Source organism: Bordetella tumulicola (assembly GCF_054779135.1).
Genome location: NZ_BAAGYU010000011.1, coordinates 96,617 through 112,551 on the forward strand (window position 1 = coordinate 96,617; position 15,935 = coordinate 112,551).

Sequence of the window (15,935 nt, forward strand, 5' to 3'; positions counted from 1 at the left end):
GACGCTAGCCTGATCCTTTGCATGTATCCTGCGGTCCCTGTGCGGGTCTTTGTACGAGGACCTCTGCTTTTCGTCTCGCGTTTGGCGCTGTACTTGGCCCTACGCTTGAGTCTTAGCGTCGCTTATATTCAAGCACCCAATGCGCAACAAGGCCGGCCGCTAGCCCCCAGAACGCGGAGCCAATTCCCCAGGCAGTAAATCCCGATGCCGTGGCCAGCAGCGTGATGAGCGCCGCCTCTCGGCGTGCCGGGTTGGACATGGCGCCAGCAAGACCGCCCAGGATAGCGCCCAACAGCGCTAGCCCTGTCAGGGCGGCGATCAGAGCCGGGGGAAGGGCCTGAAAGAACACCGCCACCGCGCCCGCCACTACACTGAGCAAGATATAGGTGGCGCCCGAGACGGCGCCCGCAATATATCGGCGAGCGGGGTCTGGATGGGCCTCGGGGCCTGTACAAATGGCGGCGGTAATAGCGGCCAGCGTGACGCTGTGCGCCCCAAAGGGCGCCGCCAGCAGCCCTAGGAAACCCGTGGCGCCGACCAATCGGGAGGCCGCGACGGGATAGCCGGCAGCCTGCAAAATGGCCAGGCCAGGCAGGTTTTGCGAGGCCAGGGCCACCATGAAAATGGGCACGGCCAAGCTGATCGCAGCCTGCCATGTAAAGACCGGTGTGGTCCAGACAAATTGCGTGAGTTGCCAGTCGACGTTGCCCAATTGCAATTGGCCCATTGCGGCCACAAAACCGAGCCCGGTGACCAGTACCGCGAGTACCGCGTAGCGCGGCGCCCAGCGTTTGCCGATCAGGTAGGCGGCGCACATGGCCAGTACCAGGGCGGGCTGTTCGCCGATGCGGGTAAAAATACCCAGCCCGAAATTCAACAGCACGCCGGCCAGCATCGCGCTGGCGATTTCGATGGGCACGCGACGCATGATGGGGTCGATCCAGCCAAACAGGCCGCAGGCCAGGGTCAAGGCCGACGCCAACACAAAAGCGCCGACGGCCTGATCGAATGGAACGCCAGCCAGCGCGGTGACGAGCAGGGCCGCGCCGGGGGTAGACCAGGCCAATACGACAGGGATGCGGCTGCGCAGACTGAGGATCAATCCGCCCAAGCCCACCACCAGGCAAATAGAGCCCAGCCAGGAACCAATGTGAGCGGCGTCCAGACCGGCGGTGTGGCCAGCCTGGACCATCAGGACCGCTGTGCCGCTGAAGCCCACCAGGACGGAAACCAGGCCCGCCACGATCGCGGAGAGCGAAACGTCGCGTGCCGGCGGATTGCGCAGCGATGCGGGAATCGTGGTGCCGGAGACGTTCACGCGACGGAGTTCGTCAGGCGATAGTATTTGGCCATCAGTGCGTCTTGCCCTTCGTACCATTGGGGATGAAGTTCGATGCACTCGACGGGGCAGACGACCATGCATTGGGGCTCGTCATGATGCCCCACACATTCCGTGCAGCGATCGGGATCGATGATGTAATACTCATCGCCCATCGAGATGGCCTCGTTGGGGCATTGCGGCTCACATACGTCGCAATTAATGCATTCTTCGGTGATCTTTAGTGCCATGACAAGGGACGAACCTGCGCGAATGGGCAGAATGTACCCATTGTACGCCGCTCACTCGCAGGGGAGGACTTGCCTGTCCATGCCGTTTACTTGATCTGCGGTTCGCCTGCGGCCGGCCAGGATTGTTCGCGGTGTTCTTTGGCCTTGGCCTGTAACCAGCGCTCGACCGACGGGAACACAAACTTGCTGACGTCACCGCCCAGTTGGGCGATTTCGCGCACGATAGTGCCCGAGATGAACTGGTATTGATCCGAGGGCGTCATGAACATCGTTTCGACTTCGGGCAACAGATGGCGGTTCATGCCAGCCATTTGAAACTCGTATTCGAAATCAGAGACCGCGCGCAGGCCACGCACGATGACGCGGCCATTTTGTTCGCGTACAAAATCTTTCAGTAACCCGGCGAAGCTCTTGACCTCGACGTTGGGATAGTGGCCCAGGACTTCCTGGGCGATTTCTACGCGTTCATCAATACCGAAAAATGGTTTTTTGTTGCGGCTGTGGGCGATACCCACCACCACCTTGTCGAACAGGGACGCCGCGCGGCGCACCAAGTCCTCATGGCCGCGGGTCAGTGGGTCAAACGTGCCGGGGTAGACAGCGGTAATCATGTGGGCTCCGATCCTTTTAACTGGCTTACACCTTCCTCCGAATTGAGGATTATTGACTTATTTCCGCATTGCAGCAAATTGCAGGAGTCCGTAGTGGACCGCACCGGCTTGATCCTGGCGCAAAATTTCGAATTCCGGGGGTGGGGCCAGCGGGGCTTCCGACTCGGCGTAAATCAGGGCTTCGTCCGCCAAAATCGCGGGTAACAAGGGCCACAGACGGGTCAGCCAGTCCTGATTAAAAGGGGGGTCTAACAAAATGAGATCAAAACGTGATGCATCCATGCGCTGGACGACTGCAAGCGCCTCGCCGGCATGGATGCGCACGGCATCGGCCTTTAATTTGTCGCGCAGCGTACGTAGCGAGGCGATGGCCGAGCGGTCGTTTTCGACCATTTGTACCTGCGTGGCACCGCGCGAGGCGGCTTCGAATCCCAGTGCACCACTGCCGGCAAACAGATCCAGTACGCGTTTGTCGGTGTAGTTTCCATCCCACAAATGGGTCAACCAGTTGAACAGCGTTTCACGCACGCGATCGGGCGTGGGACGCAGGCCGGGCACGTCGGGCACGGCAATGGGCGTACGTCGATATTGGCCGGCAACGATACGGATGGGTTTGTTGCCCGTGTTGGTTTTTTTCAAGAAAGCGAACCTCCTGCGCGAATATAGCAGTCGGGCCGGCCGGTCGGGCTGCTGCACTGCGGGGAACCGAATATACTTCGATCCATGTTCCGCTTCTTCAAGAAAAAAACTCCGCCGCCTGCGGCGCCGGTACAGCCTGATGCTGCTCCGCCCGTAGACGACCCGCGCTCGGCCGATGCGCCACCGCCGCAACAGGCCCCGGCCACGCCGGCCTCTGTTGCGCCTCCTGTTCCTGCCGCCCCAGAGGGCGACGACGTGTCTCGGCGAAGCCCCTTCGGGGCCGCGATTACGCGGCCGGCACCGACTCCCGCGCCGACACCTGAACTAGCACCGTCACCTGAGCCAGTTTCGGCTCAGGAGCCCACTTCGGCAACTGCGCCTGCGCCGGTAGCGGCACCACCGGTACCTACACCCGAGCCGATACCCGAGCATTCGCAGTCGTCCGCAGTCGCCTCTACACCCGTATCCAGGTCGCCGGCCGTCCCTGCGCCCACGCCAGCGCCCGTCGTGCCGGTTTCAGACACGCCGCCTGTTGCGGCACCTGAACCTGAGCCCAGGCCTGAGCTGGCGCCGACGCCGGCACCCACTTCCCAGGCCGTCGCCGAGCCCGCCCCGGCACCCGTTGCGAAAAAGTCGTCCTGGTTGGGCCGACTCAAGCAGGGTTTGGCGCGTACCGGACAAAACCTGGGCGGCTTGTTCGTGGGCGTCAAGGTTGACGAGAGCTTGTTCGAAGAGCTTGAATCGGCGCTGATCATGGCCGACGCGGGTATCGAGGCCACCGAAAAAATGCTGACCGCGCTGCGTGCGCGCGTGCGTAAAGAGCGTCTCGACGATCCCGAAAAAGTGAAGATCGCGTTGCGTCAGTTGCTGGCCGATCATTTGCGCCCGCTGGAGCGCGCGTTTCCTTTAAACAAGGCCAAGCCACTGGTGGTGATGATTGCCGGTGTCAACGGCGCGGGTAAAACCACCTCGATCGGCAAACTGGCGCACACCTTCCAGCAGCAAGGCGCGAGCGTGTTGTTGGCCGCGGGGGATACGTTTCGAGCCGCCGCGCGAGAGCAATTGATCGAATGGGGCGCTCGCAATAACGTGAGCGTCATCGCCCAGGATGGCGGTGATCCGGCCGCGGTGGCCTTTGATGCCGTCAATGCGGGGCGCGCGCGCGACACGGGCGTCGTCATGGTGGACACGGCGGGCCGTTTGCCGACGCAGTTGCACCTGATGGAAGAATTGAAAAAAATCCGCCGCGTGATTGGCAAGGCTGACAGCGCCGCGCCACACGAAGTCTTGCTGGTGGTTGACGGCAATACCGGTCAGAACGTGCTCGCGCAGATCCGCGCCTTTGATGCGGCGATCAATCTGACGGGCCTGGTGGTGACCAAGCTCGACGGTACCGCCAAGGGCGGTACGCTGGCTGCTGTCGCGGCGGGCAGCAATGGCGTGCGTCCTATTCCGGTGTACTGGATTGGCGTGGGCGAGGGCATGGAAGACCTGCAGCCCTTTGTGGCCGATGAGTTTGCCGCTGCGCTGCTGTCGGACGATTGAGCCGGATCGGCCGGCTCAATCTGGTGCTTATTTCCAGAACGGCTTGCTGGCCGCCAACTGATCGAATTCCTTCTGGGCTTCTCCCGTCAGCTTTTCGAGTCTGGCGGTGATCCATCCCAAGGCGAACCAGGCCTGGGGATGCGTGCCGACACACGCGTGGTAGTACTCCTTGGCCATTGCCAGGTCGTTGATTTCCCCCAACACATCCTGCACTTTCGCCAACTGCTTTTGATAGGTGCGCAGCTGTGTTTGGGGGAGCAGCGATTGCGCGAAGGCCAGGCCATAGCGCAGGCGTTTGCCACGCTTGCGCAAATCATGGCGCGCAGGAATATCCAGTGCCGCAAAATCCTTGCTTTGCTCGACGACTTTGCTATGCCAGCGGTGCAGACGCTTAGTCAGAAGCTTGCGCAGCGACGGCGGTTTGACATGCGTATTCATCGGAATGATCAGGGTGGGCGTCGCCGCGAGCGCAGGTGCAGTGCCATCCAGGCTGAAAGAGGGCTCGGGCGCGATATCGGAGGGCTCGGGCATCGCTGGCAGGGTAGCCGGCTGGGGGGGCTCCACGCTGAGGCTCCATTCCAGGGTGTCCAGTAACCATCCTTGAAAGGCCTTGCTGGCTGCAATGCTTTGCGAGTCCACGTCAGGCGGCGTCACTTCAAAGCTGATCGCCGGCATGCCGGCACGCTCCAGTATCGGTGTGACCGTCTCGTTCAACACGTCTTGATCACGGTTTTCTCCAAATGCGGAAAAATGCGTGCGCACACCTTCCAGGACCGAGTCGGGGGGCGGTGTAATCCAGCCGTCAAACAAGCGCCATGCGGACCGCAGCCGTCGCATGCCTACTCGCAGTTGGTGGACGTGTTCGGAGTTGCCCGCCGGGTATACGCCTAGCGTATCGACTTCGGCCAGCACAGCCGCATTGCGTGCAACCTGATTCAAGCACTCCTCGGCGACGCGGCCCATGGCCTCGGCCGGTGTCATGTCCTCATGCAGTTTCGCGGGCGAAGTGCCACAGGGCGCCCAAAACCGGGCAATCGCTTTGCTGCGGTGCGCTTGGACGGTATCTGGGTCGCCGCTCGCGTCCTGTTCGCTCAGTTGGCTCGCCAAGCTGGCCAGCGCATCGCCGCGTTCGGATTTGCTGCGCGTATCCAGTACCAGGGCATGACGTTGCTGCCAGCGGCGTGCAACGGTAAAGATGGCGGCCGGCCGGCCGGAGACCAATTCGAATTCCAGTTCGGAAATCGGCAGTTCTAACGAGCCCGCGCGCAGTATGCCGGTGTCGTATGCCAGCTCAATCGAGCCGTAACGGCTGCGAACCTTGCGCAACAGACGCTGCACATCGGTCTCGTAGCGCACGCCCAGTTCGCCTTTCAGCGCGGAGAGCGGGCCTTCGAATTCGGAGCCGGCATAGACGGACAGATCGAGCACTGGGCCCGGTCGCGGGTGATTGATTTCGACACGCGTAATCGCATCGGCCCCCGGCATTTTCAGGGTCTGCACCCAGTTGCTGCCCTCTTTGCGCAGCCGCAAGGCAATGCGCGCGTTGGCAAGTTCACGAGCGGGTGTATCGAAATACAGCGCATGTAGCCGCACGCGTGTTGCGTCGCGCTGGCGAACTTCTTGTAAAACTGCCCGGCGTGCAGACGCCGGGACGTGCAACTTCAATTCTTGTTCTGACATGGCAACGATCGATACTGGAGGAGCAGCGATGTTACCCAATATGTCGCGGATTTTGATGACTTGTCATAAAATCTTCATCAAATGGCGGCAGTTAGCCGCCATTTGATGTGACCACAGATTACAGAATCCGCTTGCGTGCCTGCGTGATGATGACTTCCGCGACGATGACCACCGCGAAAATCGCGGCCAGCACGAGCGCAACGCGATCCCATTGGAACAGGTTCAGGGCGGTATCGAGCGCCATCCCGATCCCGCCAGCGCCGACCAAGCCCAGCACGGCGGATTCGCGTACGTTGATGTCCCAGCGCAGCAAGACGATCGACCAGAAGGCCGGTCGAATCTGGGGCCAGTAGCCGTACCACAGCACGGCGCTGGAACTGGCGCCGGTTGCGGTCAGGGCTTCGACCGGGCCGCGGTGAGCCTCTTCGATGGCTTCGCCTACCAGCTTGCCTACAAAGCCAATAGACCGAAACCCAATGGCTAGTGTACCGGCCAAGGCGCCTGGCCCAAATATCGCGATAAACAGCAAGGCCCAGACCAGCGAGTTAACCGAACGGCTTGAGACGAGAATCAATCGGGCGAGCTGATTGATCAGCCGATTGGGCGTCAAGTTGTTTGCAGCCAGCAATCCGACGGGCACGGCCAGTATCACCGACAGAATCGTACCCAGCGTGGCAATGTGCAGGGTTTCCATCAGGGCTGCATGCACCCCTTCGGGGTAGTAGGCCCAATCGATAGGCCACATGCGGCCAAGCAGGTCCGCCATTTGCTCCGGAGCGTCATACAGAAACTCGGGGATGACCTCGACGTGGCGGATGGCTTGCACAATGGCCAGCACCACGAGCAGATACAGCGCAAAGCGCAGTAACCGTTGTCCGGATGTATAGCGTTGCCAGGTGCGAGGGTAGCCGCTGGCTCCCAGCGTTGTCGTGGGGGCGCTCATTCGTCGGCCTCCGGCTTTGCCAGTGGTTTGCTTCCCAGTCCGCGCGCGGCATTAAAACGACGCGAGAAGAGGGTGTCGAATCCCAGGTTGTCCAAGAATACCGAACGTACGAAGCGAGCCAGAACTTCGCCCAGCATAATGATGATGATCAGTGTGATCAGGATCGCCGCCACGAAATCGTAGTCAAAGCGTTGAAACGCCGAGAACAGCGTGCCTCCGATCCCCCCGGCGCCCACGATGCCGACCATCGTGGAGTTTCGCAGGTTCGAATCGAACTGATACGTTGCAAAGCCGATAAAGCGTGCAAAAACCTGTGGCAATACACCGAACAAAATCACGTTGGCGAACGAGGCGCCCGTGGCGCGCACGGCCTCGACTTGCTTGAGCGAGATTTCTTCGATGGACTCGGTGAAGAGTTTTCCAATAAAGCCGATCGAGGCCACCGCCAGGGCTAGAATCCCCGCCAGCGCACCAAAGCCGACGGCCTTGACGAACAGGATGGCAACGATCACCGGGTGCAGCGAACGGCACAGCGCCACAATGGCGCGAGCGGGCCACGATGCCCAGACGGGCATCAGATTGCGTGCGCCCAGCAAGCCCACCGGCAACGCGATCAGGATGCCCAGGACCGACGCCAGGACGGCGATTTCGAGGCTTTCCACCAACCCCTGCCACAGCGTCTCGGGTTGTTGGATATGCGGCGGAAACATGCGGCCCAGCAGCGTGGCGGCGTGACCCAGGCCACGTTGAAAGCGGTCCAGACTGAAGTCCAGTTGGCCCGCAGCATAGAGCGCGTATACGAATATCAACAGGGCAATCAGCTTGGCCTGCCACGACAGCGCAAACGGACGGCGTTTTACGTCAGCCAAGATTCGCCTCCGTAGATGGCTTTGAGCATGTCGGGGTCCAGACCCTGGCCATCGCCGTCATACACCACGTGTCCACCGGACATGCCGATAATGCGGTTGGCATAACGGCGTGCCAATTCGACATCGTGAATATTGATCAGCACGGGAATGCCATTGGCAGAGCCCTGTTCCGCCAGGAGTTCCATGATCTCGACCGAGGTTTTCGGATCGAGCGAGGAGGTCGGTTCGTCAGCCAGCAGCAATTGCGGGCGCTGCATCAAGGCGCGTGCAATACCGACACGTTGGCGTTGTCCGCCAGACAGGGCATCGGCGCGCTGGTCGCCAAAACCACTCAAACCCACGACGTCCAGCAACTGATACGCACGCTCGATGTCGTCAGCCTCAAAACGGCGCATCCAGGCTTTGAATGCACCGCTATAGCCCAGGCGACCGGTCAACAGGTTTTCCATGACGGTCAGGCGTTCGACCAAGTTGTATTCCTGGAACACCATGCCGATGCGACGCCGCGCCTGGCGCAACGCCGTACCGCGGACATCGGCCAGATCGACCGTGCCGTCAGCGGTTTGCAGCACGATCTCGCCACGCGTCGGATCGATCAGTCGGTTAACGCAACGTAATAGTGTGCTCTTGCCTGTACCCGACGGCCCAATAATGGCCGTGACGCCCTGACCCTGCACATGCAGATTGATGTCTTTGAGTACAGGGTTGCCGGCCCGGTATTCCTTGACCAGGCCGGAAATGCGTAAAGATGTGGTCATGACTTACTGCTTGCCCTTGTTCTTCGCGGTTTCGCGCTCATACGCGTCGCGGTTAAAGCGTTCGCCACCCTGTTCGGCGACTTGGCGCACGATGGCCCAGTCTTTTTGGTAGGTGACGGGATAAAAGCGATCCGCGTTGTCGAACGCTTTTTTCATCTCTTCGGGGAAGCGATAGTCGTAGAAGCACTTCAGCATCTTGTCGCGGAAAGCCGGTTCCAGGTCATGTGCGTACGAGAACGACGAGGTCGGGAATTTTTCGCTGCGGTAGATGATGCGGAAGTCTTCTTCCTTGACCTGACCACGTTCGACCATGCGGCCAAATACGTCGGATGCCACGGCGGCGGCATCGTAGTCACCGGAGTTCACGCCCATCACGGATTGGTCGTGCTTGCCCGAGAAGATGATCTTGTAGTCTTTGTCGGGGGTCAGGCCTTCTTTGGGAAAGAGAGCAACCGGCGCCATATGGCCCGAGTTTGACGACGGCGAGGTGTGAGCGAGCTTTTTGCCTTTCAGGTCGACCAGGTTTTTATAGGGGCTGTCTTTCTTGACGATGACGATCAGGTTGTAGCCCTGGAAACCATCGGCGTATCCCTTGACCGCAAAAGGTACCGCGCCGGCAATATTCACGGCATAGGCGGTGGGGCCCGTCGAGAATCCGCCTACGTGCAGACGGCCCGAGCGCATGGCTTCGATCTCGGCGGCGTTGCTTTGCACTTGGTAGAACACCACGCGTTTACCGGTGCATTCACCCAGGTACTCGGTGAAGGGCTTGAAAATGTTCGCATATACAGCCGGGTCTTCGACCGGGGTGTAGGTAAATACCAACGTCGAAGGCGTTTTTTGCTGGGAAGCGTCGGTGGGGGTATCCGCGACCAGATCGTTATTGGCGTCGCAATACATCTTGTCGAGGTCCCCGCGATTGGTGCAGGTGTCGGCATCGGCAGCGTGGGCGGCCGGGATACCAAAAATCAAAGTTGCGGCAGCAGTCGCGCGCAGCAGGCGTAAGGCTTGCATGATCGAGTCTCCTCTTGTGCGTTTGAATATGACAAACAAATGACATGTTTTGGGTATTCAAACACAAACAAACGAAACTACTCAAGCGGAAACTGGCCGAGCTTTGTTTTCGGAATTTGTTCGTATTTTTTCTTTTGTTCGTTTTTCGCGCTTTTATGCACGATAGCCGAGCTTGCGCGAAATTTCACGAGCACAGGCCAGTAAGGGTCGGGCAATCGCACCATCCCAGGTGACATCAAACAGGCCCGAGGGGCCCAGGCAGGTCAGGGCCAGGGTGACATTGCCGGTATTGTCAAAGACCGGCACCGACAGGGCGTCGACACCGGGCAGCGGGTTGCCGATCGCGCGCGCCATACCGTGCACGCGGACGTCGGCCAACCGCGCCTCGACGTCGGCATAGGTCACGTTGCGAGGCGGTTGTTGGCCCGCAATGACCGCCGTGTCGCCGGCCTCGCGCTGAATATAGTGCTCGGCAATCTTGGGCGGCAGCCAGGCCGCAAACACCAGGCCGGTGGCTGTATGCAGCATGGACATGACCGTGCCTTTGCGCATATTGACGTGAACAGGATAGCTGGCTTCGGTCATGTGAATCATGGTGGGGCCGTGCGAGCCCAGTACGGCGATGCCCAAGGTGTGCCCAATGCTGGACTGCAACTCGGCAATCTCGGGTAACGCCACGCGCACGGGGTCCAGCCGTTGCAGGCTGACCAGCCCCATTTGCAGGGCAAAGGGTCCCAACTCATATTGGCCGGTGATGCCGTCTTGCTGCACCAGGCCGACCCGGATAAAACTCACCAGATAGGGGTGGGCCTTCGCCGATGTCATGCCAGCAGCGTTGGCCAGATCACGCAGGGTCAACGGCTTGCCGGCTTCTACCAGGGCGGCAAGCAAAGGAAAGCCGACCTCGACGGATTGAATGCTGCGGCGTCCGTCACCGGGCCGGGCCGCCGTGGTGCCTGGGCTTGTCATGCGAGTCGTCCAGCAGCGTTGCGCGCCGCGAGCAGGTGGCTGGCCATCTCGACAAAGCCGCCGCCGCCGTGTCGAGCCGCGACGTAGGCAGGGCGATGCGTCAGGCGATGTAACAGTGCCTGAATGTTGGCCACGCCCACCGACACCGGAAAAAAGGCAAACATGGGTTCATCATTGGGCGAGTCGCCGATGAACACGCATTCGGAGAGCACGTGGTCGATGTCCAATCCCAGCTCCCGTTCAAATAGCGTGCGGGTCATGCTGAGCTTGTCATAGTCGCCGAACCAGCCATTCACGTGAATCGAACTGACTTTGGCCTGCGCGCCGGCCGCCTGAAAAATATCCACGATGCGGCTGACTTCGGTGTCGGGCAGCGGCGGCACGTCTTCACAAAAGTCGATGGCGAGGTCGGCAACGCGGTAATCCTGGTCGCTGGCCACCGCCGTACCGGGTACGTCGCGCAACACCTGGTCGCGAATGGCGTTTAACTGGGCACGGTTTTTCGCACGGGTTTGGGCATCGGCCCAATAGTGGGTTTTCATGCGGCGCGCCACGCGATCGTAGGCGTAATAGAACGCGCCGTTTTCGCCTACGACGGCGCGTACCGGCCACATGCGGGCAATATGGTCACACCAGCCCGCCGGGCGACCCGTGATGGGAATCACTTGAATCCCGGCGGTGTCCAACTGTTCGAGTGCGGCATACGCGTCGGCGGGTAACCGGCCCTCGGTGGTCAGGGTGTCGTCGATATCGGTGAGAACGATGTTGATGCCTGCGGCCACAACGGCGGGTAGAGAGGCAAGATTCTGCATGGTTTTTCTGTCTGATTTTTGATGTGCTGCGTGCGTGCAGTGTACCGTTCGAGGCGCAGGGCAGGGCGCGTGGCGAGGTGCGCCGGACGCTGTCGCCCCGGTTAACGCGAAGGGCGGGTAAAATTATCATTTTTACGCCCGGCTTTCCTGACTTTATGTCCGCTCCGCTTGCTTCCGTCGCCCCCGACGCCGCGCCCGAATCCTTTGATATCGCTTCTGTTGCCGAGATCATCGCCGAGCTGCGCGCCGGTCGTATCGTTATCCTGGTCGACGAAGAAGACCGCGAAAATGAGGGCGACCTCGTCATGGCCGCCGAGTTTGTCACGCCCGAGGCCATTAACTTCATGGTTACGTACGGACGCGGCCTGGTTTGCCTGACGCTCACCGAAGAGCGTTGCCGACAGCTCGAGCTGCCCCTGATGGCCAGCCGCAACGGCACACGCTACGGCACCAACTTTACCCAGTCCATCGAGGCCGCGGTCGGTGTAGAGACCGGTATTTCCGCCTCCGACCGTGCCCGCACCATTCAGGTCGCTGTGGCACGCGACGCCAAGCCCAGCGACCTGGTGCAACCGGGCCATATTTTCCCGGTCCGGGCGGTGCCTGGCGGGGTGCTCGTGCGCGCTGGCCATACCGAGGCGGGTTGCGACTTGACTGCGATGGCGGGTCTGACGCCGGCCGCCGTCATCTGCGAGATCCTCAATCCCGACGGTACGATGGCCCGCCTGCCCAATCTGGTCGAGTTCGCGCGCGAGCACAACCTGAAAATCGGCACTATTGCCGATCTGATCCAATATCGCAGCGAGCACGAGTCCGTCGTCAAGCGTGTCGGTGATCGCGCCATGCAAACCGCGTGGGGCGAGTTCCGCGCCGTGGCGTACCAAGACACCGCCAACGGCTCTGCCCATCTGGCACTGGTGCACGGTGATATTGATCCGCAACGCGAAACCCTGGTGCGGGTGCACGAGCCCGCCTCCATTCTGGACGCGCTGGATACAGGCGAGACCGACCATAGCTGGGGTGTTGGACGCGCATTGCAAGCCATCACCAAGACGCCCGCGGGTGTCGTGGTGCTGATGAATTGCCAGTCGTCCACCGAGCACCTGTTCGAGCAGATCGCCGGTTGGACAGGTGCCGACGAGCACCCCCGTACCGATGGCGATCGCTACGGACTGCGCACCTACGGTATTGGCGCCCAGATTTTGCGTGATTTGAATGTCGGCCAGATGCGTTTGCTGGCCCGTCCACGCAAAATGCCCAGCATGGCCGGTTTTTCCCTGACCGTTACGGGTTACGATTGCGACCCTGCTACCTCCGCCACCTCTCATTTAGGCTGAAACATGAATCCTTACATCCTCACTCCTGATTTGAATGGCGAAGGGCTGCACATCGGCATCGTGCGCGCTCGCTTTAACGAAGAAATCGGTCAAGCCGAGCTTGACGCCTGCCTGCAGCAACTGGCTGAGCAGGGCGTCGACGAGCGCGATGTCATGGTGGTCACGGTACCCGGCGCGCTCGAGATGGGCGTGACGCTGTCCCACATGGCCGAAACATTCGAGTTCGACGCTCTGATCGCCCTGGGTGCGGTCATCCGCGGCGAAACGTACCATTTTGAAGTCGTCAGCAACGAAATGGCCCGTTCCATTTCGCGCATCTCTCTGGAAACTGGCATCCCCGTGGCCAATGGCGTCCTGACCGTCGACACCGACGAGCAGGCACAGGCCCGTGCGGCCGGCAAGGGCCGCGATTGCGCCCTGGTCGCCGTCGAAATGGCCAACCTGGTCGCGGCGCTTGAGCCCGAAGAGGGCGACGACGACGAGGACGAAGACGAGGACGAAGATTTTGACGACAAATAAACCGATCGCCGCGGATAGCGCTGCCCAGGCACGTGCCAGCGCCCGCAGCGCCCGCCGCCGTGCCCGCGAATTCGCCCTGCAGGGCGTATACGCGTGGCTGCTGCGTGGTGGCGAAGGCACGCAAGAGGCCGGTGAGATTGATGCTCACCTGCGCGATGCCGAAGACTTTTCCGAAGCCGACGCGCAGTGGTTTCGGACGCTCTTGCACGGCGTGTTTCGCGAAGCTCCCGGCTTGCGCGAACGCTTTACCCCTTATGTCGACCGTCCGCTTAATGAATTGTCACCCGTCGAGCACGGCATTCTGCTGATTGGCAGCTACGAGCTAGTGCATCACGTCGAGGTCCCTTATAAGGTTGCCATCAACGAGGCGGTCGAGCTGGCCAAGTCGTTTGGCGGCACCGACGGATTCAAGTTCGTCAATGGCGTGCTCGACAAGCTGGCTGCCGACGTACGGGCTACCGAAGTCCGCAGCGCGGCCTCTCAACGCCGTTAAGCGCAGGCCGGGGCTTTGCGGCAGGGCCCAGCATGGAGGCCTCTGTGGCGTCTGAGTTCGATCTGATTTCGCGCTATTTCAAGCGGCCCGCGCCTGCCGGCCTGCTGGGCGTGGGCGACGATTGCGCGCTGTTTCCGGTGCCCGCCGGCATGCGGGTCGCGACCAGCACGGATCTGCTTATCGAAGGGCGGCACTTCTTTCCTGACGTCGATCCCAAGGCGCTCGGCCATAAGTCTCTGGCCGTTAATCTGTCCGATTTAGCCGCCATGGGCGCGCAGCCGATCGGTTGCGTGCTCGGGTTGGCGCTGCCGCGGGCCAGCGAACCCTGGCTGGCCGCCTTTGCACAGGGTTTTCATGACCTGGCCGACGCGCAGGGTTGTCCGCTGATCGGTGGCGACACGACGCGCAGCCCGCACGATCTCGTGATCAGTGTGACGGTCTTTGGTGCGGCACCTGCCGGTCGTGCACTGCATCGCGATGCGGCGCAAGTGGGTGACCAGATCTGGGTGTCCGGCGCATTGGGTGCCGCGGATGTGGCCTATCGTCTGCTCGCTGGCCAGTTACCCGCCGACGCCATGTTGCTGGCGGCGACGCGTCGGGCGCTCGAGTGGCCCGAGCCGCGTGTCGCGCTCGGACAGGCCTTGGTCGACGTCGCGCATGCTGCCATCGATGTCTCTGATGGCCTGTTACAGGATCTGGGGCATATATTGTCGGCCAGTCATGTGGGCGCGCAATTGCAATACGACGCGATGCCCATCGCACCCTCGCTACAGGGGTTACCGCCGACCGCTGTCAGGCAGGCGGTACTGGGCGGCGGTGATGTGTACGAGCTCTGCTTTACCGCTGCGCCCGACCAGCATGTTCGGGTTACCGAGGTTGCCGCGCATGCGGGCGTGTCCGTGACTGCTATTGGCCACATTACACAGGATCCCGGCCTGATCGTGGTCGGTGCAGACGGCCAACCTATGCGCAGCTTGCCGCGCGGTTTCGATCATTTTCCGGTGTCCTGATTCATGTCAAATTCTTCTCGCGATTCGTCCAGCGACTCGTCTGCCACCTCCATGCGCGATCGTGCGCGGGTCCGTTACCCCAAGCCGTCCTGGGTCATGAAAGACCCTGGACGGTTGATCGCCTTTGGCTTTGGTAGCGGCTTGCTTCGCCCCGCATCGGGCACCTGGGGGACCTTGCTGGCCTGGCTGATTTGGGCCGCCGCCGCGGGGGCGGCTCCCGATCCGGCCATCGGCGTATTTCTGGCCCTGGCATTTCTCTATGGTTGCTGGGCGTGCCATCGCGTGGCGCGCGAATTACAGGTGGAGGATCATGTCGGCATCGTGTGGGACGAGATGGTCGCTTTCTGGCTGGTCTTGTGGCTCACGCCCGACACCTTCTACGCACAGTTGCTCGCTTTTGGTTTGTTCCGCCTCTTCGATATTGCCAAGCCGCCGCCTATCAAATACTTTGATGCCAAGGTCAAGGGCGGCTTTGGCGTGATGTGGGATGACATCGTTGCGGCTGCCTATGCATTGCTGATCATGGCGATTCTTGTGCGCTTTGGAGTCTTCTAATGAGCATACCGTCCAAGCCCGTGCCCGGATTGGCGCCGGCCTCGCTCTCTCAGGCCCAGGCTTTAGGCCTGGCCGAACGTCTGGGTGTCGCGTTGCAGCGACGCGGATTGATCGTGGGCACGGCAGAGTCCTGCACAGGGGGCTTGGTGGCGGGGGCAATTACCGCCGTTGCCGGTTCCAGCGAGTGGTTCGACCGCGGTTTCGTGACCTACAGCAACGCTGCCAAAATGGCCGATCTCAGTGTGTCGGGCGATACCCTGGATCGCTATGGCGCCGTAAGCGAAGCCGTCGCGCTGGAAATGGCCAATGGCGTGTTGCTGGCCACTCCCCAGGCGCATATTGCCGCGTCGACGACCGGCATTGCGGGGCCAGGGGGTGCCACGCCCGGCAAGCCGGTGGGCATGGTGTGTTTCGGGTTCGCATTGCGCGGGCCGGATGGCATTACCTCGCGTGCTTTTACGGAGGTCTTTCCGGGCGACCGTACACAGGTCAGACAGGCCTCGGTGGTGTATGCCCTGCGCGGGCTGCTGGAATTGATTGGCGAGCCTGTCAGTCGCACCCGGTCGTGAGTTTCGCTCGCCGGGTTGATTATCGACCGAGCGTATTAACGAA

At 61.2% G+C, this 15,935-nt stretch carries 18 protein-coding genes; 7 read left to right on the top strand and 11 right to left on the bottom strand.

Going from position 1 to position 15,935, the window contains the following annotated elements; genetic code table 11:
• Window positions 1–112 precede the first annotated feature (112 nt).
• From ACYVDM_RS22625 to rsmD, 4 genes are all read right to left on the bottom strand, one after another.
• On the bottom strand, window positions 113–1,297 hold the full coding sequence (locus tag ACYVDM_RS22625) for a benzoate/H(+) symporter BenE family transporter (protein WP_415790324.1): 1,185 nt from the start codon (window positions 1,295–1,297) through the stop codon (window positions 113–115).
• Window positions 1,298–1,314: 17 nt separating this feature from the next.
• Window positions 1,315–1,569: a YfhL family 4Fe-4S dicluster ferredoxin gene (locus ACYVDM_RS22630; RefSeq protein ID WP_415789828.1), complete on the bottom strand. Its 255-nt coding sequence runs from the start codon at window positions 1,567–1,569 to the stop codon at window positions 1,315–1,317.
• 86 nt (window positions 1,570–1,655) lie between these two features.
• Window positions 1,656–2,180 (bottom strand): pantetheine-phosphate adenylyltransferase, encoded by a 525-nt coding sequence (gene coaD / locus ACYVDM_RS22635; protein ID WP_415789830.1) that lies wholly within the window; start codon window positions 2,178–2,180, stop codon window positions 1,656–1,658.
• A 57-nt stretch (window positions 2,181–2,237) separates the two neighbouring features.
• Window positions 2,238–2,819, bottom strand: a complete 582-nt coding sequence (gene rsmD, locus ACYVDM_RS22640) for a 16S rRNA (guanine(966)-N(2))-methyltransferase RsmD (RefSeq protein WP_415789832.1) — start codon at window positions 2,817–2,819, stop codon at window positions 2,238–2,240.
• A 420-nt stretch (window positions 2,820–3,239) separates the two neighbouring features.
• Between rsmD and ftsY the strand changes: the two genes are divergently transcribed.
• Window positions 3,240–4,364: a signal recognition particle-docking protein FtsY gene (gene ftsY, locus ACYVDM_RS22645; RefSeq protein WP_460475489.1), complete on the top strand. Its 1,125-nt coding sequence runs from the start codon at window positions 3,240–3,242 to the stop codon at window positions 4,362–4,364.
• Window positions 4,365–4,391: 27 nt separating this feature from the next.
• On the opposite strand, the gene ACYVDM_RS22650 is transcribed toward ftsY, so the two are convergent.
• The 7 genes from ACYVDM_RS22650 to ACYVDM_RS22680 form a co-directional block, all read right to left on the bottom strand.
• On the bottom strand, window positions 4,392–6,044 hold the full coding sequence (locus tag ACYVDM_RS22650) for a CYTH and CHAD domain-containing protein (protein WP_415789834.1): 1,653 nt from the start codon (window positions 6,042–6,044) through the stop codon (window positions 4,392–4,394).
• A 118-nt stretch (window positions 6,045–6,162) separates the two neighbouring features.
• Window positions 6,163–6,987 carry a phosphonate ABC transporter, permease protein PhnE gene (phnE, locus tag ACYVDM_RS22655; protein ID WP_415789836.1) on the bottom strand — a complete coding sequence of 275 codons (825 nt, stop codon included), beginning with the start codon at window positions 6,985–6,987 and terminating at the stop codon, window positions 6,163–6,165.
• Window positions 6,984–7,856 carry a phosphonate ABC transporter, permease protein PhnE gene (gene phnE, locus ACYVDM_RS22660; RefSeq protein WP_415789838.1) on the bottom strand — a complete coding sequence of 291 codons (873 nt, stop codon included), beginning with the start codon at window positions 7,854–7,856 and terminating at the stop codon, window positions 6,984–6,986. The genes phnE (ACYVDM_RS22655) and phnE (ACYVDM_RS22660) overlap by 4 nt, the downstream gene beginning before the upstream one ends.
• Complete coding sequence (gene phnC, locus ACYVDM_RS22665; protein WP_415789840.1) at window positions 7,844–8,614, bottom strand: phosphonate ABC transporter ATP-binding protein; 771 nt, start codon at window positions 8,612–8,614, stop codon at window positions 7,844–7,846. Before phnC ends, phnE (ACYVDM_RS22660) begins: the two co-directional genes overlap by 13 nt.
• A gap of 3 nt (window positions 8,615–8,617) precedes the next feature.
• Entirely contained in the window at window positions 8,618–9,628 is a 1,011-nt protein-coding gene (gene phnD, locus ACYVDM_RS22670) for a phosphate/phosphite/phosphonate ABC transporter substrate-binding protein (RefSeq protein ID WP_415789843.1), read from the bottom strand.
• A 153-nt stretch (window positions 9,629–9,781) separates the two neighbouring features.
• Window positions 9,782–10,597: an IclR family transcriptional regulator gene (locus ACYVDM_RS22675; RefSeq protein WP_415789845.1), complete on the bottom strand. Its 816-nt coding sequence runs from the start codon at window positions 10,595–10,597 to the stop codon at window positions 9,782–9,784.
• Window positions 10,594–11,409, bottom strand: a complete 816-nt coding sequence (locus ACYVDM_RS22680; protein ID WP_415789848.1) for an HAD-IIB family hydrolase — start codon at window positions 11,407–11,409, stop codon at window positions 10,594–10,596. Before ACYVDM_RS22680 ends, ACYVDM_RS22675 begins: the two co-directional genes overlap by 4 nt.
• A 155-nt stretch (window positions 11,410–11,564) precedes the next feature.
• Between ACYVDM_RS22680 and ribBA the strand changes: the two genes are divergently transcribed.
• Genes ribBA through ACYVDM_RS22710 form a run of 6 tightly spaced genes read left to right on the top strand, consistent with a single transcriptional unit; the run spans window position 11,565 to window position 15,892 of the window.
• Window positions 11,565–12,746 (top strand): bifunctional 3,4-dihydroxy-2-butanone-4-phosphate synthase/GTP cyclohydrolase II, encoded by a 1,182-nt coding sequence (gene ribBA, locus ACYVDM_RS22685; RefSeq protein ID WP_415789851.1) that lies wholly within the window; start codon window positions 11,565–11,567, stop codon window positions 12,744–12,746.
• A 3-nt stretch (window positions 12,747–12,749) separates the two neighbouring features.
• The gene (gene ribH / locus ACYVDM_RS22690; protein ID WP_415789854.1) at window positions 12,750–13,265 is read left to right on the top strand and encodes a 6,7-dimethyl-8-ribityllumazine synthase; all 516 of its coding nucleotides are present in this window, start codon (window positions 12,750–12,752) and stop codon (window positions 13,263–13,265) included.
• A 4-nt stretch (window positions 13,266–13,269) separates the two neighbouring features.
• Window positions 13,270–13,758 carry a transcription antitermination factor NusB gene (nusB, locus tag ACYVDM_RS22695; protein ID WP_415790326.1) on the top strand — a complete coding sequence of 163 codons (489 nt, stop codon included), beginning with the start codon at window positions 13,270–13,272 and terminating at the stop codon, window positions 13,756–13,758.
• A gap of 32 nt (window positions 13,759–13,790) precedes the next feature.
• Window positions 13,791–14,768 (top strand): thiamine-phosphate kinase, encoded by a 978-nt coding sequence (gene thiL, locus ACYVDM_RS22700; protein WP_415789856.1) that lies wholly within the window; start codon window positions 13,791–13,793, stop codon window positions 14,766–14,768.
• 51 nt (window positions 14,769–14,819) lie between these two features.
• Entirely contained in the window at window positions 14,820–15,323 is a 504-nt protein-coding gene (locus ACYVDM_RS22705; protein WP_415790328.1) for a phosphatidylglycerophosphatase A family protein, read from the top strand.
• Window positions 15,323–15,892, top strand: a complete 570-nt coding sequence (locus ACYVDM_RS22710; RefSeq protein ID WP_415789858.1) for a CinA family protein — start codon at window positions 15,323–15,325, stop codon at window positions 15,890–15,892. Before ACYVDM_RS22705 ends, ACYVDM_RS22710 begins: the two co-directional genes overlap by 1 nt.
• Window positions 15,893–15,935 lie beyond the last annotated feature (43 nt).

Bases quoted from the DNA above. Each gene is read 5' to 3' on its own strand.
- ACYVDM_RS22675 (WP_415789845.1), bottom strand. From the start codon at position 10,597: ATGACAAGCCCAGGCACCACGGCGGCCCGGCCCGGTGACGGACGCCGC.
- coaD (WP_415789830.1), bottom strand. From the start codon at position 2,180: ATGATTACCGCTGTCTACCCCGGCACGTTTGACCCACTGACCCGCGGC.
- ACYVDM_RS22630 (WP_415789828.1), bottom strand. From the start codon at position 1,569: ATGGCACTAAAGATCACCGAAGAATGCATTAATTGCGACGTATGTGAG.
- phnC (WP_415789840.1), bottom strand. From the start codon at position 8,614: ATGACCACATCTTTACGCATTTCCGGCCTGGTCAAGGAATACCGGGCC.
- phnE (WP_415789836.1), bottom strand. From the start codon at position 6,987: ATGAGCGCCCCCACGACAACGCTGGGAGCCAGCGGCTACCCTCGCACC.
- ACYVDM_RS22705 (WP_415790328.1), top strand. From the start codon at position 14,820: ATGCGCGATCGTGCGCGGGTCCGTTACCCCAAGCCGTCCTGGGTCATG.
- ribBA (WP_415789851.1), top strand. From the start codon at position 11,565: ATGTCCGCTCCGCTTGCTTCCGTCGCCCCCGACGCCGCGCCCGAATCC.
- ribH (WP_415789854.1), top strand. From the start codon at position 12,750: ATGAATCCTTACATCCTCACTCCTGATTTGAATGGCGAAGGGCTGCAC.
- ACYVDM_RS22710 (WP_415789858.1), top strand. From the start codon at position 15,323: ATGAGCATACCGTCCAAGCCCGTGCCCGGATTGGCGCCGGCCTCGCTC.
- phnD (WP_415789843.1), bottom strand. From the start codon at position 9,628: ATGCAAGCCTTACGCCTGCTGCGCGCGACTGCTGCCGCAACTTTGATT.
- ACYVDM_RS22680 (WP_415789848.1), bottom strand. From the start codon at position 11,409: ATGCAGAATCTTGCCTCTCTACCCGCCGTTGTGGCCGCAGGCATCAAC.
- thiL (WP_415789856.1), top strand. From the start codon at position 13,791: ATGGAGGCCTCTGTGGCGTCTGAGTTCGATCTGATTTCGCGCTATTTC.
- ACYVDM_RS22650 (WP_415789834.1), bottom strand. From the start codon at position 6,044: ATGTCAGAACAAGAATTGAAGTTGCACGTCCCGGCGTCTGCACGCCGG.